This window comes from Cellulomonas sp. Root485 (assembly GCF_001426705.1).
Taxonomy (GTDB): Bacteria; Actinomycetota; Actinomycetes; order Actinomycetales; family Cellulomonadaceae; genus Cellulomonas.
The window spans coordinates 854748-881554 of record NZ_LMFC01000002.1 but is presented as its reverse complement, the minus strand read 5'-3'; the positions used below and the strand labels follow the sequence as shown (position 1 = coordinate 881554).

27 protein-coding genes and 1 tRNA gene are annotated in these 26807 nt (G+C 72.6%); 11 read left to right on the top strand and 17 right to left on the bottom strand.

What is annotated here, in order from left to right:
* Positions 1 to 13: 13 nt before the first annotated feature.
* The 3 genes from ilvA to ASD16_RS12615 are packed head-to-tail and all read right to left on the bottom strand — an operon-like array spanning position 14 to position 3743.
* Positions 14 to 1213: a threonine ammonia-lyase gene (gene ilvA, locus ASD16_RS12625; protein WP_055917581.1), complete on the bottom strand. Its 1200-nt coding sequence runs from the start codon at positions 1211 to 1213 to the stop codon at positions 14 to 16.
* Positions 1210 to 2514, bottom strand: a complete 1305-nt coding sequence (locus ASD16_RS12620; RefSeq protein ID WP_082570813.1) for an AI-2E family transporter — start codon at positions 2512 to 2514, stop codon at positions 1210 to 1212. The genes ilvA and ASD16_RS12620 overlap by 4 nt, the downstream gene beginning before the upstream one ends.
* Positions 2511 to 3743: a cystathionine gamma-synthase gene (locus ASD16_RS12615; RefSeq protein WP_055917578.1), complete on the bottom strand. Its 1233-nt coding sequence runs from the start codon at positions 3741 to 3743 to the stop codon at positions 2511 to 2513. Before ASD16_RS12615 ends, ASD16_RS12620 begins: the two co-directional genes overlap by 4 nt.
* Before the next feature lie 193 nt (positions 3744 to 3936).
* Between ASD16_RS12615 and msrA the strand changes: the two genes are divergently transcribed.
* Complete coding sequence (gene msrA, locus ASD16_RS12610; RefSeq protein ID WP_082570812.1) at positions 3937 to 4605, top strand: peptide-methionine (S)-S-oxide reductase MsrA; 669 nt, start codon at positions 3937 to 3939, stop codon at positions 4603 to 4605.
* A gap of 369 nt (positions 4606 to 4974) precedes the next feature.
* Here the strand turns inward: msrA and ASD16_RS12605 are convergent, their stop codons facing one another.
* Complete coding sequence (locus ASD16_RS12605; protein ID WP_055917574.1) at positions 4975 to 5262, bottom strand: SelT/SelW/SelH family protein; 288 nt, start codon at positions 5260 to 5262, stop codon at positions 4975 to 4977.
* Positions 5263 to 5329: 67 nt separating this feature from the next.
* Between ASD16_RS12605 and ASD16_RS12600 the strand changes: the two genes are divergently transcribed.
* Positions 5330 to 6181, top strand: a complete 852-nt coding sequence (locus ASD16_RS12600) for a CPBP family intramembrane glutamic endopeptidase (protein ID WP_055917571.1) — start codon at positions 5330 to 5332, stop codon at positions 6179 to 6181.
* 9 nt (positions 6182 to 6190) lie between these two features.
* Positions 6191 to 7435: a D-arabinono-1,4-lactone oxidase gene (locus ASD16_RS12595; RefSeq protein WP_055917568.1), complete on the top strand. Its 1245-nt coding sequence runs from the start codon at positions 6191 to 6193 to the stop codon at positions 7433 to 7435.
* Here the strand turns inward: ASD16_RS12595 and ASD16_RS12590 are convergent.
* From ASD16_RS12590 to ASD16_RS12580, 3 genes are read right to left on the bottom strand one after another with little or no spacing between them, the layout of a single operon-like run.
* Positions 7432 to 8346 carry a transglutaminase-like domain-containing protein gene (locus ASD16_RS12590; RefSeq protein WP_055917565.1) on the bottom strand — a complete coding sequence of 305 codons (915 nt, stop codon included), beginning with the start codon at positions 8344 to 8346 and terminating at the stop codon, positions 7432 to 7434. The genes ASD16_RS12595 and ASD16_RS12590 overlap by 4 nt on opposite strands.
* A 33-nt stretch (positions 8347 to 8379) precedes the next feature.
* The gene (locus ASD16_RS12585) at positions 8380 to 9204 is read right to left on the bottom strand and encodes a MerR family transcriptional regulator (protein WP_055917562.1); all 825 of its coding nucleotides are present in this window, start codon (positions 9202 to 9204) and stop codon (positions 8380 to 8382) included.
* Positions 9205 to 9260: 56 nt separating this feature from the next.
* Positions 9261 to 9671: an FKBP-type peptidyl-prolyl cis-trans isomerase gene (locus tag ASD16_RS12580; protein ID WP_055917559.1), complete on the bottom strand. Its 411-nt coding sequence runs from the start codon at positions 9669 to 9671 to the stop codon at positions 9261 to 9263.
* Between the two features lie 110 nt (positions 9672 to 9781).
* Here ASD16_RS12580 and ASD16_RS12575 point away from each other — a divergent pair, with 110 nt between their 5' ends.
* Entirely contained in the window at positions 9782 to 10645 is an 864-nt protein-coding gene (locus ASD16_RS12575; RefSeq protein ID WP_055917556.1) for an alpha/beta fold hydrolase, read from the top strand.
* On the top strand, positions 10638 to 11225 hold the full coding sequence (locus ASD16_RS12570; RefSeq protein ID WP_055917553.1) for a TetR/AcrR family transcriptional regulator: 588 nt from the start codon (positions 10638 to 10640) through the stop codon (positions 11223 to 11225). The genes ASD16_RS12575 and ASD16_RS12570 overlap by 8 nt, the downstream gene beginning before the upstream one ends.
* Here the strand turns inward: ASD16_RS12570 and ASD16_RS12565 are convergent.
* The 3 genes from ASD16_RS12565 to ASD16_RS12555 form a co-directional block, all read right to left on the bottom strand.
* The gene (locus tag ASD16_RS12565) at positions 11218 to 12225 is read right to left on the bottom strand and encodes an acetylxylan esterase (protein ID WP_055917550.1); all 1008 of its coding nucleotides are present in this window, start codon (positions 12223 to 12225) and stop codon (positions 11218 to 11220) included. The two genes, ASD16_RS12570 and ASD16_RS12565, sit on opposite strands and share 8 nt — an antisense overlap.
* A gap of 42 nt (positions 12226 to 12267) precedes the next feature.
* Positions 12268 to 13653 carry a cystathionine beta-synthase gene (locus ASD16_RS12560; protein ID WP_055917547.1) on the bottom strand — a complete coding sequence of 462 codons (1386 nt, stop codon included), beginning with the start codon at positions 13651 to 13653 and terminating at the stop codon, positions 12268 to 12270.
* A 97-nt stretch (positions 13654 to 13750) separates the two neighbouring features.
* Entirely contained in the window at positions 13751 to 14575 is an 825-nt protein-coding gene (locus ASD16_RS12555) for a Bax inhibitor-1/YccA family protein (protein ID WP_055917544.1), read from the bottom strand.
* 196 nt (positions 14576 to 14771) lie between these two features.
* Here ASD16_RS12555 and ASD16_RS12550 point away from each other — a divergent pair, with 196 nt between their 5' ends.
* The 6 genes from ASD16_RS12550 to ASD16_RS21445 all read left to right on the top strand — a co-directional run bounded on the left by ASD16_RS12550 (position 14772) and on the right by ASD16_RS21445 (position 19998).
* Entirely contained in the window at positions 14772 to 15749 is a 978-nt protein-coding gene (locus tag ASD16_RS12550; RefSeq protein WP_055917542.1) for an ABC transporter ATP-binding protein, read from the top strand.
* Complete coding sequence (locus tag ASD16_RS12545; RefSeq protein ID WP_055917540.1) at positions 15746 to 16618, top strand: ABC transporter permease subunit; 873 nt, start codon at positions 15746 to 15748, stop codon at positions 16616 to 16618. The genes ASD16_RS12550 and ASD16_RS12545 overlap by 4 nt, the downstream gene beginning before the upstream one ends.
* 155 nt (positions 16619 to 16773) lie before the next feature.
* Complete coding sequence (locus ASD16_RS12540; RefSeq protein WP_055917537.1) at positions 16774 to 17634, top strand: siderophore-interacting protein; 861 nt, start codon at positions 16774 to 16776, stop codon at positions 17632 to 17634.
* On the top strand, positions 17631 to 18065 hold the full coding sequence (locus ASD16_RS12535; RefSeq protein WP_055917534.1) for a VOC family protein: 435 nt from the start codon (positions 17631 to 17633) through the stop codon (positions 18063 to 18065). Before ASD16_RS12540 ends, ASD16_RS12535 begins: the two co-directional genes overlap by 4 nt.
* Before the next feature lie 109 nt (positions 18066 to 18174).
* Positions 18175 to 18498, top strand: coding sequence for a PQ-loop repeat-containing protein (locus tag ASD16_RS12530; protein WP_055917531.1), 324 nt, complete (start codon positions 18175 to 18177; stop codon positions 18496 to 18498).
* Between the two features lie 135 nt (positions 18499 to 18633).
* Complete coding sequence (locus ASD16_RS21445; protein WP_157453920.1) at positions 18634 to 19998, top strand: family 43 glycosylhydrolase; 1365 nt, start codon at positions 18634 to 18636, stop codon at positions 19996 to 19998.
* 66 nt (positions 19999 to 20064) lie between these two features.
* Here ASD16_RS21445 and ASD16_RS12520 read toward each other — a convergent pair.
* From ASD16_RS12520 to ASD16_RS12490, 7 genes are all read right to left on the bottom strand, one after another.
* Positions 20065 to 20138, bottom strand: a tRNA-Leu gene (locus ASD16_RS12520).
* 87 nt (positions 20139 to 20225) lie between these two features.
* Positions 20226 to 21713 (bottom strand): NAD(P)/FAD-dependent oxidoreductase, encoded by a 1488-nt coding sequence (locus ASD16_RS12515; protein WP_055917528.1) that lies wholly within the window; start codon positions 21711 to 21713, stop codon positions 20226 to 20228.
* Between the two features lie 70 nt (positions 21714 to 21783).
* Positions 21784 to 23256 (bottom strand): GH1 family beta-glucosidase, encoded by a 1473-nt coding sequence (locus ASD16_RS12510; RefSeq protein WP_082570809.1) that lies wholly within the window; start codon positions 23254 to 23256, stop codon positions 21784 to 21786.
* Between the two features lie 97 nt (positions 23257 to 23353).
* Positions 23354 to 24472: a hypothetical protein gene (locus ASD16_RS12505; protein WP_055917526.1), complete on the bottom strand. Its 1119-nt coding sequence runs from the start codon at positions 24470 to 24472 to the stop codon at positions 23354 to 23356.
* Positions 24469 to 24798, bottom strand: a complete 330-nt coding sequence (locus ASD16_RS12500) for a PadR family transcriptional regulator (protein WP_055917522.1) — start codon at positions 24796 to 24798, stop codon at positions 24469 to 24471. Before ASD16_RS12500 ends, ASD16_RS12505 begins: the two co-directional genes overlap by 4 nt.
* A gap of 340 nt (positions 24799 to 25138) precedes the next feature.
* Positions 25139 to 26092, bottom strand: coding sequence for a Ppx/GppA phosphatase family protein (locus tag ASD16_RS12495; RefSeq protein WP_082570808.1), 954 nt, complete (start codon positions 26090 to 26092; stop codon positions 25139 to 25141).
* 192 nt (positions 26093 to 26284) lie between these two features.
* On the bottom strand, positions 26285 to 26794 hold the full coding sequence (locus ASD16_RS12490; protein WP_055917515.1) for a DUF501 domain-containing protein: 510 nt from the start codon (positions 26792 to 26794) through the stop codon (positions 26285 to 26287).
* Positions 26795 to 26807: the final 13 nt, after the last annotated feature.

Genomic DNA, 26807 nt, shown 5'->3' with positions numbered 1-26807 from the left:
GCCTCGTCGCCGTTCAGGTGCCGAGCCGGTAGCCCGCCGCCCGGAGCTGTTCCACGACGTACTCGCAGTGGTCGGGACCCTTGGTCTCGACCTGCACGACGATCGCGACCTCGTCGAGCTGCAGGTCGCCGACCGTCCGCGCGTGCGAGACGTGCATGACGTTCCCGCCGGTGTCCGCCAGGGCGCGCAGCAGGTCGGCGAGCGCGCCGGGGGTGTCGTCGATCCGGACCTGCAGCTGCAGGAACCGCCCGGCGGACGCGAGCCCGTGCCGGACCACCCGCATGAGCACCAGCGGGTCGATGTTCCCGCCGGACAGGATCACCACGACCGGCCCTTCGAGCGGCCCCACGCCCGCCATGACCGCCGCCGCGGCGGCCGCCCCGGAGGGTTCGACCAGCATCTTGGCCCGCTCCGCGACGAGCAGCAGCGCGCGGGACAGGTCCTCCTCGGAGACGGTCACCACCTCGATGTGATGGCCGGCCAGGATCTCGAAGGGCACGGCACCGGGCAGGCCGACCGCGATGCCGTCGGCCATGGTCCGCAGCTCGGGCGCTGGGATCGGGTGGCCGGCCGCGAGGGACCCGGGGTAGGAGGCCGCGCGGGCGGCCTGCACGCCGATCACGCGTACGTCGGGCCGGAGCTCGGCGAGCGCGGCGACGACCCCGGCGGCCAGTCCCCCGCCGCCGATCGGGACGACGACGGTGGCCACGTCGGGAACCTGCTCGACGATCTCGAGCGCGATGGTGCCCTGCCCCGCGACGACGTCCTCGTGGTCGAACGGGTGGATGAGCACGGCTCCGGTGCGCTCCGCGAACTCCCGGGCGTGCACGAGGGCCTCGTCGACGCTGGCGCCGACCAGCTCCACGCGGGCGCCGTAGTCGCGGGTCGCGGCGATCTTCGGCAGGGCGGCGTCGGCCGGCATGAATACGACGGCAGTGAGGCCGAGCATCCGGGCCGCGAGCGCGACCCCCTGCGCGTGATTGCCGGCACTCGCCGCGACGACGCCCCGCGCCTGCTCCTCGGGCGTGAGCCGTGCCATCCGCACGTACGCTCCGCGCAGCTTGAACGAGCCTGCGCGCTGCAGGTTCTCGCACTTGAGCCACACCTCGGCGCCGCAGACCTGCGACAGAGCCCTGCTGAGCTGCACCGGGGTGCGGTCGGACACCCCCTCGAGCAGCGCCGCCGCCGCACGGATGTCGGCGAGGTCGGTCATCGCGGGCTCGGTGGGGACGCGTCGTCCGGGCCACCAGGCTCGCCGGCGTCCTCCGCCACCGTGTCGACCGTGGCGGGCGGCTGGTCCGCGTCGGCTCGCTCGGCGACCTCCGCCTCCGTCGCCACCCGTTCCGACGTCGCCTCGGCGACCTGCGCGATGGCGCGGTCGAGCACGGGATGCCCTCGCCCGCGCACGGGGATGTGGTCGTCGGTGCCCAGCTGCGGGAACTTGTCGTGCCCGTGCAGGTAGAGCAGGACGGTGTTCAGGGTCGCGGCGATCGGCACCGCGAACAGCGCACCGACGATGCCCGCGACGAACGAGCCCGCCGCGACCGACAGCAGGACCGCGACGGGGTGGAGGGACACCGCGTGGCCCATCAGGAACGGCTGGAGCACGTGCCCCTCGAGCTGCTGCACGAGGATGACGACGATGAGCATCCAGAGGGCCGTCGCGGGCCCGTTGGACACGAGCGCGACCAGGATCGCGATCGACCCGGTGACCACGGCACCGACGATGGGGATGAACGAGCCGAGGAAGACCAGCACGGCCAGCGGCAGCGCGAGCGGCACCTGCAGGATCGCCGCGCCGAGGCCGATGCCGACCGCGTCGACGGCCGCGACGAGGATCTGCGTGCGCGTGTAGGCGCCGAGGGTGACCAGCCCGCGGCGGCCGGCCTGGTGCACGTGCTCGCGGGACCCACGCGGCAGCAGCCCGACGATCCACGCCCAGATGGTGCGACCGTCGAGCAGGAAGAAGAACGTGCAGAACAGCGTGATGAGCGCTCCCGCTGCCACGTGCGCGACCGTCGTCGTGGCGTGCAGCGCCCCCGTGACGAGCTCGGAGCTGCCGCCGCTGAGCGACCCCTGGATCTTCTCCATCCAGCCGGAGATGTCGGTCGTCGTGAGCTGGAGCGGGCCTTCGGCGAGCCAGTTGGTGAGCTTGTCGATGCCCTGCGCGGCCTGGTCCCAGAGCTCACCGAAGCCCTTGACGATGGAGCGGCCCGCCAGGGTCAGCAGCCCTGCCACGAGGAGGACGAGGCCCACGAGCGAGATCCCGACGGCCGCCACGCGCGGCAGCCCGCGCCGGACCAGCCAACCCACGAACGGTGCGAGCAGCACGGTGACCAGCAGGGCCACCGCGATCGGCACGACGACGACCTTGAGCTCGCTGAGGAGCCAGAGGAGCACCGCGAGGGCGGCGCCGATGAGCAGCAGGCGCCACGACCACGCGGCGGCGTTGCGGACCGACGGGGGGACCGAGGTGCCGTCAGGGTTCGGGAGGCGCGGCTCGGCGGCGCTCACGCGTCGCGTCCGGCGGCCAGCGCGGCGTCGAGGTCGGCGATCAGGTCGGCGACGTCCTCGATGCCCACGGAGAGCCGTACCAGGTCGTCGGGGACCTCCAGCGCGGTGCCCGCCACCGACCCGTGGGTCATCTGGTGCGGGTGCTCGATCAGCGACTCGACGCCGCCGAGGGACTCCGCGAGCGTGAACACGTGCGTCGCCGCGCACACCGCCAGCGCGGACGCCTCGCTGCCCGTCCGGAACGAGATCATCCCGCCGAACCCGGTCATCTGCCGGGCGGCCACCTCGTGACCGGGATGGCTGTCCAGGCCGGGGTAGATCACCGACGTCACCGCGTCGTGCGCCACGAGGAAGTCGGCGACCGCGCGCGCGTTGCTCTGGTGCCGGTCCATCCGCACCGCGAGCGTCTTGAGGCCGCGCAGCGTCAGCCACGCGTCGAACGGCCCCGCGACCGCACCGGAGGCGTTCTGGTGGAACCGCACGGCGTCCGCGAGGCTCGTCGTCCCCGTCGGACCCTCGAGGTCGACAGGTAGCTGCGCACCGTCCGCGACGACGAGCGCCCCGCCGACGACGTCCGAGTGCCCGCCGATGTACTTGGTGGTCGAGTGCACGACGACGTCCGCCCCCAGCGCGAGGGGCTGCTGCAGGTAGGGCGTCGCGAAGGTGTTGTCGACGACGAGCAGCGCACCCGCCGCACGGGCGTGCGCGGCGAGGACCGCGATGTCGGCGATGCCGAGCAGCGGGTTGGTCGGGGTCTCGACCCAGACGACCTTGGTGCGGCCCGGCTGGATGGCGGCGACCACCGCGTCGGCGTCGGACAGGTCGACCGGGGTGTGCTCGATGCCCCACGGGCCGAACACCCGCGCGATCAGGCGGTACGTGCCGCCGTACGCGTCGTTGGGGACGACGACGTGGTCGCCGGGCCGCAGGGTCGCCCGCAGGAGGGTGTCCTCCGCGGCGAGGCCGGAGGCGAACGCGAAGCCCGCCGCCCCGCCTTCCGCTGCGGCGAGCGCCGACTCCAGCGCGGTCCGCGTCGGGTTGGCCGAGCGCGAGTACTCGTACCCGCCCCGCAGCCCGCCGACGCCGTCCTGCTTGTAGGTCGAGGTCGCGTAGATGGGCGGCACGACCGCCCCGGTCGTGGGGTCCGGGTCCTGACCTGCATGGATGGCGCGGGTCGAGAAGCCTGCGGAGGACCAGTCGTCGTCCTGGGGATGCGCGTGGTTCGTCACAGCTCCCAGGCTAGGCGCTCGCGCCCGGACCGCCCGGCAGGTGCGTTCCAGGTCATGGGCGAGTGCGCTCTCGGTCAGGTATCGGTTCGGTCAAGGAATCACCACATCGCCGGGAACATGCGGCAGGTGCGTACCGTTGCAGATCCCGGGAGGACCGGGTTGACCCACCGGGCTCCCGGAGAGGATCACGACCATGAACTGGCTGTTCGGTTCCGCCCTCAAGACCACGATGGTGACCCCCGAGAAGGCCCTGGCCGGCCGCGAGCGCTACGCGTACACCGTCCCGACCACCCACACCGTCCTCGGCACCCCCCTGCAGGGCCCCTGGCCCGAGGGCACCGAGGTCCTGTACGTGGGGATGGGCTGTTTCTGGGGCGCGGAGCGCACCTTCTGGAAGATCCCCGGCGTCGTCACGACGGCCGTCGGCTACCAGGGTGGGTTCACGCCCTTCCCCAGCTACGAGGAGACGTGCACCGGCATGACCGGGCACACCGAGATCGTGATGATCGCGTACGACCCCACCGTCGTCTCCGCGGGCGACCTCCTGCGCACCTTCTGGGAGTCGCACGACCCGACGCAGGGGTACCGGCAGGGCAACGACGTCGGCACCACGTACCGGTCGGCGATCTACACCACCACGCCCGAGCAGGAGCTCGCCGCACGGAGCACCCGTGACGAGTTCCAGCCGCGGCTGACCCAGTCCGGCTTCGGGGAGATCACCACCGAGATCCGGTCCGCCGACGACGCCGGCACGTTCTACTACGCCGAGGGCTACCACCAGCAGTACCTCGACAAGAACCCGGCCGGCTACTGCGGCCTCGGCGGCACCGGCGTGTCCTGCCCCCGCCCGACGGGCGCCTGACCCTGCTCGTCGCCGCTGCGCACCGCGTGCGTAGCGGCGACGAGATCGTGGGTTCGACGTCAGGTCGTGGGTCCGCACGCACGATCTCGTGACGTTGCCACGATCTCGCGCCCGGCGTGCGGACGCGCTCGCCCGGAGATGTACGGGCGGGTGACCGAGGAGCCCCCGCTGTCGGTCACCCGCCCGTCATGGGGCCGGCCGGAGTCCCCCGTGTTTCCCGGCCAGCCGCCCTCGGGAGCGTCTGTGGTGGACCGACCGGGTCGCTCTCCCTGTCGGTCCGCGGCGAACTTATCGACGCTGGACGGACACCGTCCACGGTCGTCCATCGGGCGCTGGACCCCGGTCCACCTGCACGAACGTCCATCTCGGTCACTCCTGCGCCACCCGGTCCGTGTGCCCCAGCGGCTTGTCGGGCGCCACGAGGTCGCGCACGATGCGCTTGAGCTCGGGCAGCTCCGGGAACCCGCCGCGTTCCGACCGGTCCCACACGAGGACGCCGTCGACCTCGACGCGGAACACCCCGCCGGTCGCGGGCCGCAGCGCGACCTCGCCGAGCTCGCGGTGGAACGTGGTCAGCAGCTCCTGCTGGTACCAGGCGGCGCGCAGGAGCCAGCGGCACTGGGTGCAATAGGTGATCGCGACGCGCGGGAGGTCCATGGGGCAAGTGTCGCCCAGCGGCCGACGAGCAGTCAGACTGCTGGTTCGACACCCCGGAGGCCCACCCGTGACAGACGCGCTCAGCACGAGCACCGCCCCGGCCGCCGACCGGGCGCGAGGGCACGACGCCCTCCGCATCCTGGCCGCGGCGCTGGTGTGCGGGGCGGCGATCCTGCTGTTCGCGGTCCACGTCCGCCCGCTCGGGTACGTGCCGCTGGTCCTGGGCGTCGCCCTCGGGCTCGTCGTCGACAGGCGGCTGGGCAGGGACCTCGCCCTCATCGCGCTCGGCCAGGTGATCATCAGCACGATCTCCCTGAAGGCCGACCTGTCCAACGTGGGCATGCTCCGGTTCACGGTGGCGCTGGGTGCGGCGGTGATCGTGCCGACGCTGCTCTCCAGCCGGGTGTTCCACGACGACAAGATCCACTTCCCCGTCCGCACGGGCCGCCGCTGGGACCGCTGGCAGGCGCTGTACCTGGTGGCGGTGGCGTTCGCGGCGTACCTGATCCTGCCCGCGTACTTCCTGGGGTCGGGGGTGTGGCAGAACTGGCCGGACCTCGACGGCACGGGCGACGTGCTGCGGCTGTTCGTCGGCGTGAACGCCGTCGGCATCTGGGACGAGCTGTTCTTCATCTGCGTCGTGCTGGCCCTGCTGCGGCCGCACTTCCCGTTCTGGCTGGCCAACCTGCTGCAGGCGGCGGTGTTCGTGTCGTTCCTGTGGGAGCTGGGCTACCGCGCGTGGGGGCCGCTGCTGACCATCCCGTTCGCGCTGATCCAGGGGTGGATCTTCCGTCGGACCACGTCCCTGACGTACGTGGTGGCGGTGCACCTGCTGTTCGACCTGTTCGTGTTCATGGTGCTGGTGCACGCGCACGACCCGAGCATGTTCGACATCTTCATCACGGCGCCCGCGCCGTAGGTTGGTCCGGTGACGCTGACGAACTGGGCCGGCAACTACACCTACCGCGCGGGGGTCGTGCACCATCCGGGCTCCGTCGAAGAGCTGCAGGAGCTCGTCGCGGGTTCCCCGAGGATCCGAGCGCTGGGCACCCGGCACTGCTTCAACGACCTGGCCGACGATCCCGCCGCGCTGGTCGCGCTGGACGCCCTGGAGGCGGCCCCGGTAATCGACGAGCAGGCGCGGACCGTCACGGTCACGGGCGGCACCCGCTACGGGACGCTGGCGCAGCACCTGCACCCCGCCGGCTGGGCCGTGCACAACCTGGCGTCCCTGCCCCACATCTCGGTGGCCGGCGCGGTCGCGACCGCCACGCACGGATCGGGCGACGCGAGCAGGAACCTGGCGTCCGCCGTCGCGGCGCTGGAGATCGTGGGACCCGACGGCACGCTGCGGACGGTCCGCCGCGGCGACGAGGACTTCGCCGGGTCCGTCGTCGCGCTGGGTGCGCTCGGGGTGGTCACGCGCGTGACCCTCGACATCGAGCCCACCTACGACGTCGCGCAGGAGGTCCACGTCGACCTGCCGTGGGCGGAGGCGTTGGCTCACCTCGACGAGATCACCAGCAGCGCCGACTCCGTGAGCCTCTTCACCGACTGGACCGGCGACACCATCGCGCAGGTCTGGCGCAAGACGCGCGTCACGCCGGCCTACGCGCTGCGCACCGACCTGTTCGGCACGACGCCCGCCGACGGACCCCGCCACCCGCTGCCCGGCATCGACCCCGTGAACTGCACCGCGCAGCTGGGCGAGCCGGGCCCGTGGCACGACCGCCTGCCGCACTTCCGGATGGACTTCACGCCGAGCAACGGCGACGAGCTGCAGTCCGAGTTCCTGGTGCCGCGCGCCCACGCGGTCGCCGCGCTGGAGGCCGTCCGGTCACTGAGCAGCCTGGTGTCCCCGTTGCTGCAGGTCACCGAGGTCCGCACGATGGCCGGCGACGACCTGTGGCTGTCCGGCGCGCAGGGCGGTCCCCGGGTCGGCCTGCACTTCACGTGGCTGCCCCGGCAGGCGGAGGTCGAGGCGGTGCTGCCGACGATCGAGGCGGCACTGGCGCCGTTCGACGCGCGACCGCACTGGGGCAAGCTCTTCGCCGACGAGAACCACGACCTCGCCCGCCTCTACCCGCACTGGGACGACTTCCGGGCGCTGGTCGCGCGCACCGACCCCGACGGCGTGTTCCGCAACGACTTCCTGGAGCGGCACGTCCTCTAGGACCGCCAGCGGTTCACCTTCGCGAGGAGGTCCGCGTCGCCGACGCGTCCGGTCGGCGACAGCGTCATGACTCCCCCGCCGGGGTGCAGCCGCGGGTCGTTCGCGTACCGCTCTTCCAGCTCCGCCTCGGCGCTCGCGGAGCCGGCGTCCGCGGCGACGAGCAGCTCCGCGATCGCGTCGGCGAGCCGGTCGAGCTCCTCGCCCGGCGTCGGCGTCTCGGGCAGCGTGTCGCCCCAGACGTCCCACAGGAGCAGCTCGTCGCGCTCGCGGTGTGCGAGTTCCGTCACGACGTACCCGCGGACGAACTCCGGCCCGCACAGCTCGGGCAGGGACGGGTCGACGCCGTAGGTGGACACGTCGAGACCGTCGCGACGATGCGCCAGCCACACCTCCGCCGCCGTCTCGAACGGCGCTCCGAGCCCGGTCGCCATGTCGTGCGAGTCGAAGCCGAACCAGTTCTCGGCCATGTTCAGCTCCGCGTCGAAGCGCACCCAGCGGGACCCGTCCCAGCGCTCGGCGACCACGTGGTCGTGGTGGAACCCGGGCCGGAAGTAGCCGGCGAAGCCGACCCGGCTGCGCGCCGGGATGCCGTGCTCGCGCAGGACCCCGATCGCGACCAGCGTGTGGTCGCGGCAGCAGCCGGCGATCTGCTGGGCAGCCGGGCGAGCGGCGTCGAGCGGTCCGGCCGCACGTTCCTGGGCCTCGCCGAGGATGTCGGACAGCCAGCGCAGGTCGATGTCGGCGTCCTGGCCCGGAGCGAGCTGTTCGGCGCCGGCCCGGTAGTGGACGACCGTGCTGCACGCGGCCCGGTGCAGGGCCGCCGGGTCGGGGTCGACGGCCGCCAGCAGCGCGGCGTGGCGGCCGGGGTCGGTGAACGGGCTGTGGCTGGCGTACGCGGCGAGGTCGGGCATGACCTCAGCGTGGCGTCTGCCCCTGGGGCAGGGTCAAGCAACCGGCTGTGCGACGTGTGCGACGACGCCCTCGTCCGACCACGGGACGGGATAGATCTCCCGGGGCGGACCGGCCGCGCGGCGACCACCCGTGCTGAACCAGGTCTCCAGCGCGACGTACGCACCGATGATCTGCGGGTACCGGCAGTCGGCCGCGGTGACCGGCACGTACGCGAGCGTCTGCGCCGGCTCCTGCCGCAGGACGATCGAGCCGGCCGGGACAACAGCCCCCTCGTACGGGACGCACGTCTCGATCGGGCCGTCCCCGTCGTTGCCCACCGCGCCGTGGAACAGCACCCAGAACTCCGTCCCGTACGACGCACCGCCGCCGTCGAGGAACGCGCGGAGCTCCAGCGCGTCCGACGCGAAGGTCGCGACGAGGTCCTCCTGCGCGACGTGCCGGCGGACCGTCGCCACGGTTCGCGCCTCGACCGGCCGGACGACGACGTCGTCGACACCGAAGTGTCCGGGGTGTGCCGGGCTGTCCGCGGCGCCGAGGGACTGGAGCACGAGGTCCAGCTCCGGCCCCCGGTCCGCCAGGTCACGCCTGCGATCGACCCACCAGGACCGGATCGCGGCCGCCTGCCCCCGGGGCTCGGCCAGCACGTCGGCGATCGCGCCGAGCGGCATCTCCAGGCGCCGCAGCAAGGAGATGGTGCGCGCCTGCTCCAGCTGCCCGAGGTCGTAGTACCGGTACCCGCTGGCCGGGTCGACCCGCACCGGCTCCAGCAGGCCGCGGGCGTCGTAGAGCCGCAGCGCCTTGAGCGAGAGGCCCGACCGGCGCGCGAAGTCGCCGATGGTCACCTCGTCGCCCGCCACGGGCCGAGGATAGCGACGGGCCCCTCCGCCGGAGCAGAGGGGCCCGTCGCAGAGGGTCAGTTGCTGCTGGTGCCGACGATGTCGACCACGAAGACCAGCGTCGCGCCACCCTGGATGCCGGCCTGCGGCGCGCCGCGGTCGCCGTAGCCCAGGTGCGACGGGATCGACAGCAGGACGCGCGAGCCGACCTGCTGGCCGACCAGCCCCTCGTCCCAGCCGCCGATGACCCGGCCGATGCCGATGGGGAAGCTGATCGAGGAGCCACGGTCGTACGAGTTGTCGAACACACCGCCCTGCCACGACTGGCCGAGGTAGTGCACCTCGAGGTCGTCGCCGGCCTCGACCAGGGCGCCGTCGCCGCGGGACAGGACGACGACCTCGAGCTCGGCCGACGGCGAGGCGTCGGGGAAGGTGAGCGTCGGCTTCTGGCCGAAGGAACCGGAGACCTCGGGCAGCGCTGCGGACATGGGGGTACTCCTTCGGTGGATGACAGTGCGGGCCCATCTTGCCAACCCCGACCGACAGACGCCGAACCGAGGGGTTGACGGCGTTGGCTAATGCCATTAGCTTTTGTCTCATGACACAGCACCTGAGCCGCCCTGAGGGGCGCATCGCCTACTCGCTCGACGGTCCGGCTGCCGGTCCGCTCGTCGTCCTCATCCCTGGCATGGGAGACCTGCGCAGCACGTGGCGGGAGCTCACCGGCCCGCTCGTCGAGGCCGGCCACCGCGTCGCTGTCATGGACCTGCGGGGCCACGGCGACTCCGACACCACCTTCGCCACGCACGGCGACGTCGTGACCGGCCAGGACGCCCTCGCGCTCGTCGAGCACCTGGGCGGGCCCGCGCTCCTCGTCGGCAACTCGATGGGCGCGGGCGCCGCCGCGTGGGCCGCCGCCGAGCGACCCGACCTCGTCGCGGGCCTCGTCCTGACCGGCCCGTTCCTGCGCGAGCGCCCGATGCCGGCGATCGCCGTCGCGGTCCTGCACGGCCTCGAGCGGGTGCTGTTCTCCCGCCCCTGGGGTGCGGCGCTCTGGGCGTCCTACTACCGCGGCTACCTCAACCGCGGGACGAAGGCACCGTGGCTCGACGAGCACGTCGCGGACCTGCGCGCCGCGATGAAGGACCCCGCCCACCTGCGCTCCTTCCGGCACCTCACCGTCCAGCTCACGCACGCACCGGTCGAGGCCCGCGTCCCGGAGATCACGGCTCCGGCCATCGCCTTCGTGGGCGCCATCGACCCCGACTTCACGGACCCCGCGGCGGAGGCGGAGTGGCTGCGCGGCGCGATCGACGCCGACGTGACCCTCATCCCGGACGTCGCGCACTACCCGCAGAACCAGGCGCCCGAGGTCGTCGTCCCCCGCACGCTGGCGTTCCTCGCGGACCTCCCCCGCGACGCCGCCGGCCGGTTCCAGGTCCGCTCGAGCGCGCGTGCCTAGGGCAGGGCTCGACCGTGCCGCCGTCGTCGACCTGGCCCTCGCGGTCGTCGACGACGGCGGCCCGACCGGGTTCGCGGACCTGACCCTCGCCGCCGTCGCGGCCCGGGCCGGCGTCGCGGTCCCCAGCCTCTACAAGCACGTCGCCGGGCTGCCCGCGCTGCGCCGCGACGTCGCGCTGGTCTGCATCGAGCAGTACGGCGACGCCCTCCGGTCCGTCCGCAGGGTCCACTCGGGCACCGACCTGGTCCCCGCGATGGCGCGCGCGATCCGGGACCTCGCCCGACGCTCCCCGGGCCGCTACCAGGCGGTCCAGGGGGCGGCCTGGGTGCACGACCCCGACGCGCACGCCGTCCGCGAGGCGAGCATCCGGGTGGTGGACGAGATCGCCGACGCCGTGACCGCGCTCGGCGTCCCGGACGACCGACGGATCGACGCCGTGCGCGCCGTCCGCGCCGCGGTGCACGGGTTCGTCGTGCTCGAGCTCGACGGCGGCTTCGGCATGCCCGACGACGTGGACGCGAGCTTCGACTTCCTCGTCGCGGGCCTCGTCGGCGGGTTGGAACGCCTGTCGGTCAGCTGACCGGCACCGCCTCCTGCGCCAGCAACGAGCGCAGCCAGCGCAGCTGGCGGTCGAGCTGGTGGGCCTGGCCGCCCTCGTGCTGGTTGAACGCGTAGACCTCGATGTCGGTCGCCGGCCGGGCCGACGACAGCCCCGCGTAGTGGTTGTAGGCGGCGAAGACGGTCGACGGTGGGCACGTCTGGTCCCGCAGCGCGACGGAGAACAGCGCCGGTGCCGACGCCCGCCGCGCGAAGTGCACGCCGTCGAGGTACGACATCGTGCGGAGCACCGTCGCCTCCTGGTCGCGGTGCACCGCGAGGTACTGCACGAGCTCCCCGTAGGGGAACGCGTCGGTGATGCCCAGCGCACGCGGGTAGTGGCACAGGAACGGCACGTCGGGCAGCACCGCAGCAAGACCCTCGACGAGCCCGCCGACCGCGAGCGCGAGGCCGCCGCCCTGGCTGATCCCCGCGACCGTCACCCGTGCAGGGTCGACCTCGGGGAGCGCCCGGACGGCGTCGACCGCACGGACGGCGTCCGTGATCAGCCGCCGGTAGTAGTGGTCGTGCGGGTCGAGGATCCCGCGGGTCATCACGCCGGGCGACGCCGGCCCGGAGCCGGCGGGGTCGGGGGTGTGGCCGCCGGCACCCCACGTGGAGCCCTGCCCGCGCGTGTCCATCACCAGGTGCACGTACCCGGCGGCGGCCCAGGCGAGCCGCTCGTGCGCGAACCCGCGCCCGCCGCCGTAGCCGATGAGCTCGACGACCGCGGGCAGGTCCTGTCCCGCGCCCGCCGGCTTCGTCAGCCACGCCTTGATCGGGTGCCCTCCGAAGCCGGCGAACGTCACGTCGAAGGCGTCGATGACCGTCAGCCCGGAGTCGATCGGCGTGACGGTCAGGCCGAGGTCGAACGTCCGGGCCTCGGCGAGGGTGGCGGTCCAGAACTCGTCGAAGTCCTCCGGCTCGTCCAGCTCGGGCAGGTAGCGCTCGAGCTCGGGCAGGGGAAGGTCGAACAGGGCCATCGTGCTCCTTCGGACGGACAGCGTTTCCCGATGACGGAGAAACTACCGTGCCAGGAAACCCAGCAGGTCATGGCGGGTCAGCACGCCGACGGGCGACCCGTCGTCGACCACCATGAGCGCGTCCGCCTTCTGCAGGGCCGACCGCGCCGACTCGACGCTCTCCCCCGACCCGATCAGCGGCAGCGCGGCGGACATGTGCCGGTCGACGCGGTCCGAGAGCTCCGCGTCCCCCGAGAACACCGCGTCGAGCAGCTCGCGCTCGCTGACCGCACCGGCGACCTCGCCGATCTTCACGGGCGGCTCCGCGCCGACGACGGGCATCTGCGAGACGCCGTACTCGTGCAGGATCTCGATGGCGTCGCGGACGGTCTCGTTGGGGTGGGTGTGCACGAGGTCGGGCAGCGCGCCGGTCTTGGTGCGCAGCACGTCGGCCACGGTGGCGCCCTCGTCGGCGGCCAGGAACCCGTAGGACCGCATCCACTTGTCGTTGAAGATCTTGGACAGGTAGCCGCGCCCGCTGTCGGGCAGAATCACCACGATCACCGCGCGTTCCGCCGCGGCGGGGTCCTCCTCCTGGAGCCGGCGCGCGAAGCGCAGGGTCGCCTCGACGGCCATGCCGCACGAGCCGCCGACCAGCAGCCCCTCCTCGCGGGCGAGCCGTCGCGTCATCGCGAAAGAGTCCGCGTCGGAGACGGCGATGATCTCGTCGGGGACGGTCGGGTCGTAGGCGGTCGGCCAGAAGTCCTCGCCGACGCCCTCGACCAGGTACGGCCGCCCGTCGCCGCCGGAGTACACCGACCCGGCGGGGTCGGCGCCGATGACGACCACCCGCCCGTCGGACACGTCGTGCAGGTACCGGCCGGTGCCGGTGATGGTGCCGCCCGTGCCGACGCCCGCGACCATGTGCGTGACGCGGCCCTCGGTGTCGGCCCAGATCTCCGGGCCGGTCGTCTCGTAGTGGCTGGCCGGGCCGTTCGCGTTGGCGTACTGGTTCGGCTTCCAGCCGCCGGGGATCTCCTTGGCCAGCCGGTCCGAGACCGAGTAGTACGAGTTGGGGTGGTCCGGCGCGACCGCGGTCGGGGTCACGACGACCTCGGCACCGTACGCGCGCAGCACGTCGCGCTTGTCCTGGCTGACCTTGTCGGGGCAGACGAACACGCAGCGGTAGCCCTTGCGCTGGGCGACCAGTGCCAGGCCGACGCCGGTGTTCCCGCTGGTCGGCTCCACGATCGTGCCGCCGGGCATGAGCTCGCCGCTCGCCTCCGCGGCCTCGATCATCTTCAGGGCGATGCGGTCCTTCACGGATCCGCCGGGGTTCATGTACTCGACCTTGGCGAGGATCGTCGCCGTCAGGCCTGCCGTCACGGACGTGAGCTGGACGAGCGGGGTGCCGCCGACGAGCTCCGAGATGTGCTTCGCGTACTTCACGACTGACTGCTCCCATGGGTGGCGGGGCGGGCAGACACACGTCGGCCCGGGTGCGCTTCGATCATCGCACCCGGGCCGACGGCTATCAGGTCAGAGCTCAGTCGCCACGCAGGATCGCGAAGATCCGCAGCAGCTCCAGGTACAGCCACACCAGCGTCACGACGAGGCCGAAGGCCGCCGTCCACGCGAGCTTGGCCGGGACACCGGCCTCGACCCCGCGCTTGATGGAGTCGAAGTCGACGATGAGCATCGCGGCTGCGAGCACGACGGCGATGAGACCGACGGCGACGCCGATCCACCCGGACCGCAGCGGGCCGTACGTGCCGCCGCCGACCCCGAACAGCATGAGACCGAGGTTGATGAGCGAGAACACGAGGTAGCCGACCATCGCGATCAGCAGGGTGCGCTGGAACTTCGGCGTGACCCGGACCTTGCCGGACTTGAACAGGACGAGCGAGACCGCGAACACCGAGATGGTGGCGAGCACCGCCTGCCCCACGATGCCGTTGTAGAACGACTCGTACCACTGGCTGAGGCCACCCAGGAACACACCCTGCGCCGCGGCGTAGAGCAGGATCAGCGGCGGGCTCGGCTCCTTCTTGAACGCGTTGACCAGGCCGAGCACGAGGCCGACGATCGCGCCGAAGATCCACAGGCCGGGCGCGAGCACCCAGGTGGCTGCACCGGTGACGACCAGCACGGCCAGCAGGCCGGCGGTCTTCATGATGACGTCGTCGTACGTCAGCCGGCCCGTCTCGCGGGTGGTCGCGGCGGGGGCGTCGTACATCTGGTCGAGCGTCGCGGCGTCCGCGACCTGCGGGCCGGGGGTCCCGTAGGAGACCGTCGACGCGGGCGACTTCTGGCCCTTGCGCTGGACGGGGTCCTGGAAGACCGGACTGTTGTTGAAGATCGGATTGGCCATGGCGTCCTCCTGGACGGATCGGGCGCTGTCAGACGAGGCTGTCACCGTAGCGAACGCCGACGGGGGCGTGTTCGTTCCCAGGTCTGTCGCGCCTCGGCCATTCGGTGGGGGCGGATCCCCCCTTGGTCCGATGTAAGGCCTTGCCGCACACCCCTAGGGTCGACACGGCCCCATTCCCGAGACACGAGGAACAGTGATGATCGAGGCCCACGACCTCACCAAGAGATACGGCAGCAAAACGGCGGTGGACGGGATCTCGTTCACCGTGCAGCCCGGCCGGGTCACCGGCTTCCTGGGCCCCAACGGTGCCGGCAAGTCCACCACGATGCGCATGATCGTCGGCCTCGACCGGCCGACGCACGGCACCGTCACCGTCAACGGCCGCCCCTACGCCGAGCACCGCTCCCCGCTCACGCAGGTCGGCGCGCTGCTCGAGGCGAAGGCGGTCCACACCGGCCGCAGCGCCCGCAACCACCTCCGCGCCATCGCCGCGACGCACGGCATCGGCGACAAGCGCGTCAACGAGGTCATCTCGATGACCGGTCTGGACACCGTCGCCAAGCGGCGGGTCGGCGGCTTCTCCCTCGGCATGGGGCAGCGCCTGGGCATCGCGGCCGCCCTGGTGGGTGACCCGCAGACGCTGATCCTCGACGAGCCGGTCAACGGTCTCGACCCCGAGGGCGTCCTCTGGGTGCGCAACCTGGTCAAGTACCTGGCCGCCTCCGAGGGCCGCACGGTCTTCCTGTCCTCGCACCTGATGAGCGAGATGGCCGTGACCGCGGACCACCTCATCGTCATCGGCCGCGGCAAGATCATCGCCGACGGCCCGGTGGACACGGTCATCTCGGAGGCCACCCGCGCCACCGTGCGCGTGCGCTCCCCGCAGGCCACCGACCTGGCGGCGCGCCTGGCCGGCCCCGCCGTGACGGTGACGCCCGCCGAGGACGGTCTGCTCGAGGTGCACGGCGCCACGGCAGCCGAGGTCGGTGAGATCGCCGCGGCGTCGGGGATCGTCCTGCACGAGCTCACGCCGCTGCAGGGCTCGCTGGAGGACGCGTACATGTCCCTGACGTCCGAGGCCGTCGAGTACCACTCGGCCGCGCTCCCCGGCGAGGAGTCCCGGCACGCCGGCGCCCACGCCGCTGCCACGACCACCGGAGAGGACGCCCGATGAGCACCGCCGTCGCCACCGAGCCCCACCGCCACGCCACCCCGCTGAAGGACCAGAAGCTCGGCTTCGGCCACCTGCTGCGCGGTGAGTGGATCAAGTTCTGGTCGGTCCGCTCGACCACCTGGACCCTCTCGATCTTCCTGATCGCGACCGTCGGCCTGGTCGTCCTGATCAGCCTGGCGTTCGTCAACGTCCCCAGCCCGGAGGAGGGCGGCCCGCCCGAGGGCACCGCCGGCAACCCGCTGGACCCGTTGAGCATCGCGGTGACGCTCGCCCAGCTCGCCGTCGCCGTGCTGGGAGCGCTCACCATCACCAGCGAGTACAGCACCGGCATGATCCGGTCCAGCCTGACGGCCGTGCCCAAGCGTCTGCCGATGCTCTGGTCCAAGGCGATCGTGCTGGTCGTCTCGGTGTTCGCCGTCGCGGTCGTCGCGGTCGCGATCGCCATGGCGCTGCAGTGGCTGTTCTTCGACAGCCAGGGCTTCTCGGTCGACGCGACGGACCCGGAGATCATCCGGCCCCTCGTCGGCACCGCCGTCTACCTGGCCACGATCGCGTTGTTCTCCTACTCCCTGGGCGCGCTCATGCGTCACTCGGCGGCGGCGCTGGCGACCGTCCTGGGTGTCCTGCTGGTGGCCCCGATCCTGTTCAGCGCCATCCCGTGGAAGCCACTGCAGCAGGCGTTCCCGTTCCTTCCGGGCGTGGCGGGCCAGCAGTTCACGCAGACGACCGAGCAGCTCGAGGTGGCCGCCGCGTCCAGCGGCCCGGGCGTCGTCGACCTGACCGCGTGGGCGGGCTACGGCGTGCTGATCGCCTGGATCGTCGTCATCCTCGGCGTGGCCGCCGTGCTGCTCAAGCGGCGCGACGCCTGATCTGACGCACAGCGGCGGGGACGGTCCGGATCCCGGACCGTCCCCGTCGTCGATCTCAGACGACCTCGCCCAGCGCCTCGACGCCCACGGCACCCGGTCCTGACAGCGGCTAGCGTGGGCCGCCGCAGGAACGCCCACCCCGACGAAGGACCTCGATGACCGACGCACCGGCCCGGCCCCGCCCCGCACCGCTCGTCGGGGAGGTGGTCCGGACCGAGCAGCTCGCGCAGACGATGGTCCGGGTGGTCGTCGGCGGCCCCGGCCTGGCCGCGTTCGAGCCGTCGCCGCACGCGGACTCCTACGTCAAGGTGGTCTTCCTGCCGGCCGGCGCCGGCCGACCGCTGCGCGAGGACGGCCGCCTCGACCTCGACGCGGTGCGCGCGAGCCTCCCGCCCGACCAGCAGCCCCGCCAGCGCTCCTACACGGTCCGCACGTGGGACCCGGTCGCGCGCGAGCTCACGCTCGACTTCGTGGTGCACGGCGACGAGGGCATCGCCGGACCGTGGTCGGCGTCCGCGCAGCCCGGTGACGAGGTGCTCCTGGTGGGCCCCGGCGGCGCCTGGTCTCCCGACCCCGACGCGGCGTCGTACCTGTTCACCGGGGACGCCAGCGCGCTGCCCGCCATCGCGGTCGCCCTGGAGCGGCTCCCCGCCGACGCCGTCGGGCACGCCGTGATCGAGGTGCACGGCCCCGAGGACGAGATCCCGCTGGCCTCGCCCGCCGGCATGCAGGTCCTGTGGGTGCACCAGGGCGTTGCGGTCGCCGGTCTGGCCCTCGTCGACACCGTCGTCGCGCTCCCGGAGCTGCCGGCGCCCGTCAGCGCATTCGTGCACGGTGAGGCCGGCGTGGTCCGCGAGCTGCGCCGGCACCTGCGCGCCGACCGCGGCGTCACGCGCGAGCAGCTGTCGGTGTCCGGCTACTGGCGGCTGGGCGCCGACGACGAGGGCTGGCGCGCCACCAAGCGCGACTGGCTGGCCACGATCGAGGAGTCCGAGGCGACGGAGGGGCTCGCATGACGATGTGGAGCGTGACGTTCGACTGCGAGAGCCCCGCGCTCATGGCCCGGTTCTGGGGTCCGGCGCTCGGCTACGTCACCCCGCCGCCGCCCGACGGGTTCGCGACGTGGGAGGCCTGGGCGCGCCACCACGAGGTGCCCGACGACGAGCTGGACGACGGCGCGTACCTGGCGGACCCGGCCGGGGTGCTGCCGTCGCTCTCGTTCCTCAAGGTCCCCGAGGGCAAGGTGGTCAAGAACCGCCTCCACCTCGATCTCCGGGTGTCCGGCGGGCGGTCGGTGCCGCAGGACGAGCGCGAGGTCCTGCTCCGGGCCGCGGTGGAGCGGCTGACCGCGGCCGGCGCCACCGTGCTCGCCGAGCACGGCGGGCGAGACGGGCTCGACCACGTGGTGCTGGCGGACCCTGAGGGCAACGAGTTCTGCGTGGTCTGACCCCGGGGGTCCGGGCAACCGCTCTGGGGGGCTCCCCCGAGGCGGCGGTCCCGGCGCGGACGCGACGGTGTCTGCGTCGAGTCCGTCGGGTGCAAGGGGGTGGAGTGCCATGCCGACCTCCACCCTGCTCCTGACCGAGGGCATCGGGTTCGTGGCGTCCGTCGTCTCGCTCGTCCTCTGGTGGCCGCAGGCCGCGCGCGTGTGGCGGCACCGTCACGACGGGGGTCAGCTCGGTGGTGTGTCGATCTCCACGCAGGTGCTGCTCCTGGTCAACGCTGCGCTCTGGGGCGCCTACGCGGTGGTGACCGGGTCGTTCTGGGTCGGAGCGCCGGGGCTGGTCAACGTGCCGCTCGCGCTGCTGACGATCGCGCTAGTGCGCCGGTCACGCGGATCGCGTCCGCGGGTAAGCGCTACCCCGAATGCGCGCGCCTAACCGCTTCACGTGTTGCCGTCGCACGTCGGAGGCGCGATGTTAGCGCTCACACGGTCCGAAGACGTGCCGTGCGTCCGTGCGGGTGCCGCGCTCCCGGGGGACGAGCCGTCACGACGTCGTCACGGAGGAACCACCATGACAGCACGCACCCGCACCGGCAGGTTCGCCGCCCTTGCGGCCGTCGCCACGCTGGTTGCCACAGCGGCGCTCACCGCCCTCGCGCCCGCCGCACAGGCCGCCGCACCGCCGCTGGTCTCGGCGCAGTCCGGGAGGTGCCTCGACGTCAACGGGAACGACGCCACGCCGGGGGCCGGCATCCAGATCTGGGACTGCAACGGCGTCGCCGGGCAGGGCTGGACGCTCACGTCGGCCGGGGAGCTGCGCACGTTCGACGGCACCCGCTGCCTCGACGCCCTCAACTGGGGCACGGCACCCGGCACCAAGCTCATCTCGTGGAGCTGCACAGGCGGTGCCAACCAGCGGTTCGCCTGGGGATCGAACGGCTCTCTGGTCCACCAGCAGTCGAAGCTCTGCGTCGACGTGACCGGCTCCCGCACCGCGAACGGCACCCCGGTCGCACTCTGGACCTGCAACGGCGGGGCCAACCAGCGCTGGTCCGTGCCCGCGTCGTACCCCGGTCCGGGGAACATCACCGGCGCCACCTGGGCTCACGACCCGACCGTCGTCAAGCGTCCCGACGGGTCCTACCTCGTCGCGACGACGGGCCGCGGCATCCCGCTGAAGACGTCGTCGGACCGCACGGCGTGGAGCGACGTCGGCTCCGCGTTCCCCAACGGCACACCGTGGACGTCGAGCTACACCACGGGCGACCTGTGGGCGCCGGACCTGTCCTACCGCAACGGCCAGTACTACCTGTACTACTCGGCGTCGACGTTCGGCAGCATGAACTCGGCGATCTTCCTGGCCACCAGCCCGAGCGGGAACGCCGGCACCTGGACCAACCGCGGTCTCGTGGTGAGCACCACGAGCTCCAGCAACTACAACGCGATCGACCCCGACCTCGTGGTCGACGAGCAGGGCCGGTGGTTCCTGAGCTTCGGGTCGTGGTGGTCCGGGCTGAAGGTCATCGCGATCGACCCGGCGACGGGCCTGCGGTCGGGGAGCTCGATGACGTCGGTCGCGTCACGCAGCGGCGGCATCGAGGCGCCGGACATCTACTACCGCGGCGGCTACTACTACCTGTTCGCGTCGTTCGACAACTGCTGCAAGGGCGCCGCGAGCACGTACCGGATCATGGTCGGGCGCTCGACGTCGGTCACCGGCCCGTACGTGGACCGCGCCGGCACCGCGATGACCAGCGGCGGCGGCACGCAGATCCTCGCCGGTCACGGATCCATCCACGGGCCGGGCCACTCCGCGACCCTGACCGACGGGGACGGGACGATCCTCTTCTACCACTACTACACCGACGCGGGTGACTCGCGGCTCGGCATCAACCGGCTGAGCTGGGACTCGGCGGGCTGGCCGGTCGTCAGCTGAGCCGTCAGGTGGCCGGCCCGTTTCCCGGTCCGTGCGCCGGCCCGGTCCGCGCGACCGGCGAGGACGTGCCCCCGCCGGGGTTCGAACCCGGACTGTGCCGGGTTTAAGCCGGCTGCCTCTGCCAGTTGGGCTACGGGGGCTGTTGTCGTCGTCAGTTCATCCTGCCAGCCCCCACAGCACGCGAGCCCTCGACCCCGCGGGGGGTCGAGGGCTCGCGCCGAAGCCGATCAGGCGGTCTTCGCGGACTTCTTCGCTGCGGGCGATCCGGGCTCCGCCTTCTGGGGCGGCAACGCCGGGTCGGCCTCGCCCGGCTCGACGGCACGCGGCTTGGCCGGCACCGACGCGGCACGGAACTCGGCGCGCGGGTCGTGCAGGGTGCCCAGCGCGACCACCTCGCGGCGCAGCAGCAGCGCGCCGGTCCAGCCGGCCGCGATGCGGATCTTGCGGTTCCAGGTGGGCATGGCCGCCACGTGGTACGTGCGGTGCAGGACCCACGCGAGGAAGCCGCGGACCTTGATGCGGCCGAACATCTGCGCGACGCCCTTGTACATGCCGAGCGACGCGACGGCACCGATGTTCTTGTGCTTGTAGTCGGTCACCTCGGCCGAGCGCAGGACCCTCGCCAGGTTGTCGCCCAGGTGGTTCCCCTCGCGCAGCGCGTGCTGGGCGTTCGGGGGGCAGAACTGGCCCGGGTTGTACAGGTCCGGGACGGCCGCGCAGTCACCGGCGGCGTACGCGTCGGCCACGACCGTGCCCTCCGCGTCGACGACCTGCAGGGCCGCGTTGCACGTGACCCGGCCCATCTTGTCCAGCGGCAGGTCCGAGTTCTGCAGCACCGGGTTGGCCTTCACGCCGGCGGTCCAGACGATGGTCTCGGCGTCGAACTCGAGCTTGTTCGAGAGCACCACGTGGCCGTCGACGCAGCTGTTCAGGAACGTCGACAGGTGGATCTCGATCTGCCGCTTGCGCAGCTGCTCGAGCGTGTACCCCCCGAGCTCCTCGCTGACCTCGGGCAGGATGCGGGGCGACCCCTCGACCAGGACGAAGCGCAGCTCCTCCTGCTCGATGGCCTTGTAGTACTTCACCGCGGCACGGGCCATGTCCTCGACCTCGCCGAGCGCCTCGATGCCGGCGAACCCGCCGCCGACGAAGACGAACGTGAGCATGCGCTTGCGCAGCTCCGGGTCCCAGGTGCTGGCCGCGAGGTCGATCCGGTTGAGCACGTGGTTGCGGACCGCGATGGCCTCTTCGACGTTCTTGAATCCGATGCCCTGCTCCGCGAGCCCGGGGATGGGCAGCGTGCGAGCGACCGAGCCGAGGCCGACCACCAGGTGGTCGTAGGTGATCCAGTACGGGTCACCCTCCTCGGGGGTGATCTGGACCGTGCGGCCGGAGTGGTTGATCTCGCTGACCTTGCCCTGCAGCACGTCGACACCCTTGAGGGCACGACGGTGGGGCGCGACCACGTTGCGGGGGTCGATGGACCCGGCTGCGGCCTCGGGCAGGAACGGCGCGTACGTCATGTACGGGCGCGGGTCGACGACGACGATGGCCGCCTCGCGCTTGCCGAGCCGCTTGCGCAGCCGACGCGCGGTGTACAGCCCGACGGTGCCGCCGCCGAGGATCACGACACGGGGCACCTTGCGCGGCTTGCCCGGACGGGCCGGCGCATCCGTGCTGGACGTGGTGGCGACGTCGGAGACGGGGATAGGCATGCCTCAACGGTAACGGCGCAGGGGGGTGAACGCCCCACGGGAGGCCGGTGATGATGCGCACAGTGGGAACTCAGGACGGTGCAACCTCGTTCGCGCGGACCGCCGACGAGTACCACTCCGCGCTCGCCTTGGGCGTCCGCTCCTGCGTCTCGAAGTCGACGTGCACGAGCCCCCAGCGCTGGCTCATCCCCTCGGCCCACTCGAAGTTGTCCAGCAGCGACCACGCGTAGTACCCGACGAGCCGGACACCGTCGCCGATGGCCCGTGCGGCCTGCTGCAGGTGCGCGCGCAGGAACTCGAGCCGCTCCGGGTCGTCGGTGGTCCCCTCGGACGTCGGGTCCGGGATGCCGTTCTCGGTGATCACGAGCGGGGGGGCGTCCGGGTAGTCGATGAGCAGGTCCATCAGCAGGTCGTAGAGGCCCTCGGGGTGGACCTGCTGCCACACCGCCGCCGACGTCGGGTACACCTCGACCTGGTTGCCGACGTCATCGACCCCGGTCACGCCGTAGTACTGGACGGCCAGCACGTCCAGGGGTTCGCTGATGACCTCGAGGTCGCCGTCCTGGACCAGAGCCTCGAAGGCTTCGCCATCGGCGGGCAGCTGGCCCGGCTTCGACCCGAGCGCGTCCGACGGGTAGCGCCCCAGCAGGACCGGGTCGAGGAACATCCGGTTCTCGACGGCGTCGGTGCGCACCGCTGCCGGGTCCGCCTCGCGGCTCGTCGGGTACACGGGCAGCAGGTTCAGCGCGATGCCGATGCCCCCGGCGGCGCCGCTCGCCCGGAACGCCTGCACCGCCCGGCCGTGCCCCAGGAGCTGGTGGTGGATCGCGGCGGCCGCCTGGTCGACGTCGCTGATCCCCGGAGCGTGCGCGCCCCACCGGTGGCCGACGTACGCGGTCGTCTTCGGCTCGTTGATCGTCAGCCACGTGGCGTCGACGTCCTTCAGTGCCTCGAACATGATCGCGGCGTACTCCCCGAAGCGGTCCGCGGTGTCGCGCACCGTCCAGCCGCCGTCGTCCTGCAGCGCCTGCGGCAGGTCCCAGTGGTAGAGCGTGATCGCCGGGTGGATCCCGCGCGTCAGCAGCCCGTCGACCAGCCGCCGGTAGAAGTCCACCCCTGCCTGGTTGACCTCACCGGAGCCCGTCGGCTGGATCCGTGGCCACGCCACGGAGAACCGGTAGGCGGGCAGCCCGAGGTCCGCGATCAGGTCGAGGTCCGACTCCCACAGGCGGTAGTGGTCGGCAGCCGGGTCGCCCGTGGACCCGTCGCTGATCCGCCCCGGCGTCGCCGCGAACGTGTCCCAGATCGACGGGCCGCGCCCGTCCGCCGTCGTCGAGCCCTCGACCTGGAAGGCCGACGTCGCCGCGCCCCACACGAAGCCCGCGGGGAACGCCATGGGCTCGGCGGGCGGCAGCCACCCGGGAGCTGTGGGCGTCGGCGTCGCGGTCACCGACCCGTCGGACGTGCAGGCCGCCAGCACACCGGCGGCGGCCACCCCCGCACCGAGCTGCAGGACCGTGCGGCGGTTCGGCTGAGCGGGCATGCCTCTCCTCGTTGAGCGGTGGGAGCGTTCCCACCGCCCATTCTCGCAGCCCGAGGGCGTCAGCGGCACCCGTTTCGCCGGGTGCCGCCGACGGAGGTCACGGCGTGCTGGTGGGCGACGGCGACGGGACGGGGCCCTCCGCGCCGATCGCCGCCTCCGGGGGGTCGTCGAGCGACGGCGCCTTCGCGAACGGCCAGGGCGGTGTCGTCGCGCTGGACCCCGCCGGCAGCACCTGCAGACCCGCGTCGTCGTAGGTGAACTCGGACGTCGGCGCACCCTGCAGCGGGTAGACGTTCCACCGGGCACGACCGTCGGTGTCCACGCGACTGACGAAGGACCACGGCTCCGTGGCCTCGGGGAACCAGTACTGATCGAAGCCGTTGTCGAACGTGGTGCGCACCGGGCGCCCGCGGTCGTCGTAGACCTGCACGTCCGTCAGCGGGTTGCCGTCCGCGTCGTACACGAACAGGTTGCTCACCTGCATGCCGTCGACGACGACCCCGTCGACCGCCTTGTCCTGGATGATCGTCTGGGTGCCTCCGCCGACGCCGAGCCGGCCCGCCGTGTAGTCCGCGTAGACGGACTCGCTCGCGAGCACCCGGTCGTGCGCCCCGCCGAGCAGGGGCAGCACGGCGACGACCGCGACCACGTTCGCCGTCACCGCGACCCACGCGACGCGACGGGACTGGAACCACACCCCCCGGCCGTACTGCACGCTCAGCACCACCGTGCCCACGAGCACCAGGAACGCCGCAAGGTTCCGCGGCAGCCACCCCGACGCCCCGGACATCATCGCGACGAGCTGGTAGACGACCCACCCGCGCAGCAGCCACCACACCGGCCGCAGGGCGATCAGGAACGCCTCGACGGGCGCCCACCACGTCAGCGCGCGCAGCCGCCGCAGGATCCAGCGGCCGAACCGGCGGGCGTCGTCCACCGGGTCGCTCAACCGCACCCGTCGACCCGGAGCCGTCGCCGGTGCCAGTCCGGCCGCCGCCCGCAGCTCAGCGGCGTAGTCCTCGGGCGGCCCGAACTGCTCCAGGACCCCGCGGCCGTGCGCCACGTGCCGCTCGTCGTCCAGCGCCTCCGCCAGGTCGGCCTCGAGGTCGTCGGTGAGGTCGTCGACCAGCTCCGGGCCCAGGTCGGCGAGGCTGCGGCGCACCGCCGAGGCGTACCCGGCGACGTCCAGCACGTCCGTGGTGTCCAGCACGCTCATCGCACGACCTCCGTCTTGAGCAGGCGGCCCATGGTGCCTGCGAACTCCTGCCAGTCCTTGCGCTGCGCCTCGAGCATCGCCCGGCCCTGCGCGTTGATCCCGTAGTACTTGCGGTGCGGCCCCTCGTCGCTGGGCACCACGTACGACGTCAGCGCCCCCGACGAGTACAGGCGCCGCAGCGTCCCGTACACCGACGCGTCGCCGACCTCCTCGATGCCCGCGGCGCGCAGCCGACGGACGACGTCGTACCCGTACCCGTCCTCGTCGGAGACGACGGCGAGCACCGCCAGGTCGAGCACGCCCTTGAGCAGCTGTGTGGTGTCCATGGGTCCTCCGGGGTTCGCGCCCGGTGGCGTCGACCGCCCCGCAGGGCGACCGACGGCACCGGACCGGCGAGCTGGTGCGGGAACCCCCTCCGGCTCCCGCAGGCGAGACGCTATTACACATTGCGCACTACCGTCCACCACGCGCCAGGCGTGTCGCCGCGCGCTCACTCCCTCGGACGTCCGCAGCTCCGGCCCCCAGGTCGCCCCACCATGCGGACGTCCGCGCTCGCGTGGGTGGGAACCCGACGGAGTGCGGACCTCGCGGCATCTCCAGCCACGACGTCCGCAGGATCGGTCGTGGGGACGCTCGAATGTGCGGACGTTGCGGCCCATCCGGTGGTCAGCGGGTGGCGATGCTCCAGGCGATGCCGTCGAGGATGTCGTGCTCGGAGGTGACCACCTCGGTCAGCTCCCCGCCGGCGGCGGCGACCTCGTCGCGCACCCGACGGATGACGTCCGCCCAGACCAGCGCGCCGGCGCCGATGACGTCGACGCGGCCGGGGTGCATGAAGCCCAGGGCCGCACGGTCCTCGTGGGACCGCCCCAGGAGGTCGTCGCACGCCGCGAGGACGACGTCGACCGGCAGGACCGACCCGTCGATGACGTCGGGGTCGTACGCGGGCAGCCCGAGCCCGTGGGCGGTCACGGTGGTGACGGTCCCTGCGAGGCCGACCAGCGTGACGGTCTTGCCGAGCGGGACGACGGCCGACGCGGTGTCCAGCGCCGCGCCGACGTCGGCGTGCGCGGCGGCGATCTCGGCGGCGGTCGGCGGGTCGCTGCGCAGGTGGCGCTCGGTCATCCGCACGCAGCCGACGTCCATGGAGAGCGCCGCCTCGGGGGCGGTCGTGCCCAGCACCAGCTCCGTCGAGCCGCCACCGAGGTCGACCACGAGGAACGGTCCGGGGTGCCGCCCGCCGAGCACACCGGTGGCTCCGCGGAACGACAGCTCGGCCTCCTCCTGCCCGGCGACGACCTCCGGTTCTACGCCCAGCGCGGCACGCACCCCGTCGACGAAGTCCGCCCGGTTCTCCGCGTCGCGCGACGCCGACGTGGCGACGAACCGGATCGCCTCGACCCCGAGCTCCGTGCAGATGTCGTTGTAGCGACGGGCCGCGTCCAGGGTCCGCGCGAGGGCCTCGGGGGCGATCCGACCGGTCTGGTCCACGCCTTCACCGAGCCGCACGACCTCCATCCGCCGGTCGAGGTCCACGAGCGTCCCGGCGTCCGGGTCGACGTCGGCGACGAGCAGCCGGATGGAGTTGGTCCCGCAGTCGATGGCAGCCACACGAGTCACGCGGACCATCCTCGCACCGGACCACGAGCCCCACCCGCAACGCCCGAGGACGAGCGCGCACAGTTCGGACGTCCGCGGATCGGGTCGTCGGGACGCGCGAATGTGCGGACGTTGCCCTCACGGACAGGTGACGTCCGCGGAATCGGTCGTCCGGGCGCTCGATCGTGCGGACGTCCGGTGATGCAGCCGCGGTCAGCAGGTGCAGCGGTCCGGGCGCCAGTCGTCGCGGATCAGGGTGAGGGCCTCGTCGCCGATCGGGTTGACGCCCGGGCCCGCCGCCAGCGCGTGGCCGACCAGGACGTGCAGGCACTTCACGCGGGTCGGCATGCCGCCGGCCGAGATGCCCGCGATCTCCTCGACGTGGCCGAGCGCCTCGCGGTCCACCAGGTAGGCCTCGTGAGCGCGGCGGTACGCGGCGGCCAGCTCCTCGTCCTCGGCGAGCCTCGCGGTGAGCTCCTTCATCAGCCCGCCGGCCTCGAGGGTGCTCACGGCCGCGACCGCCGGCGGACAGGTGAGGTAGTACGTCGTCGGGAAGGGGGTGCCGTCATCCAGCCGCGGGGCCGTGCGGACCACGAGCGGACGGCCGCAGACGCAGCGGGCGGCGATGCCGACGACCCCGCGCGGGGGCCGGCCGAGCTGCTCGGCGAGCACGGCGATGTCCTGGTCGGTCACGTCGTCGAAGGTGGGAGCCACAGGGTCGATCCGTTCGTGCAGG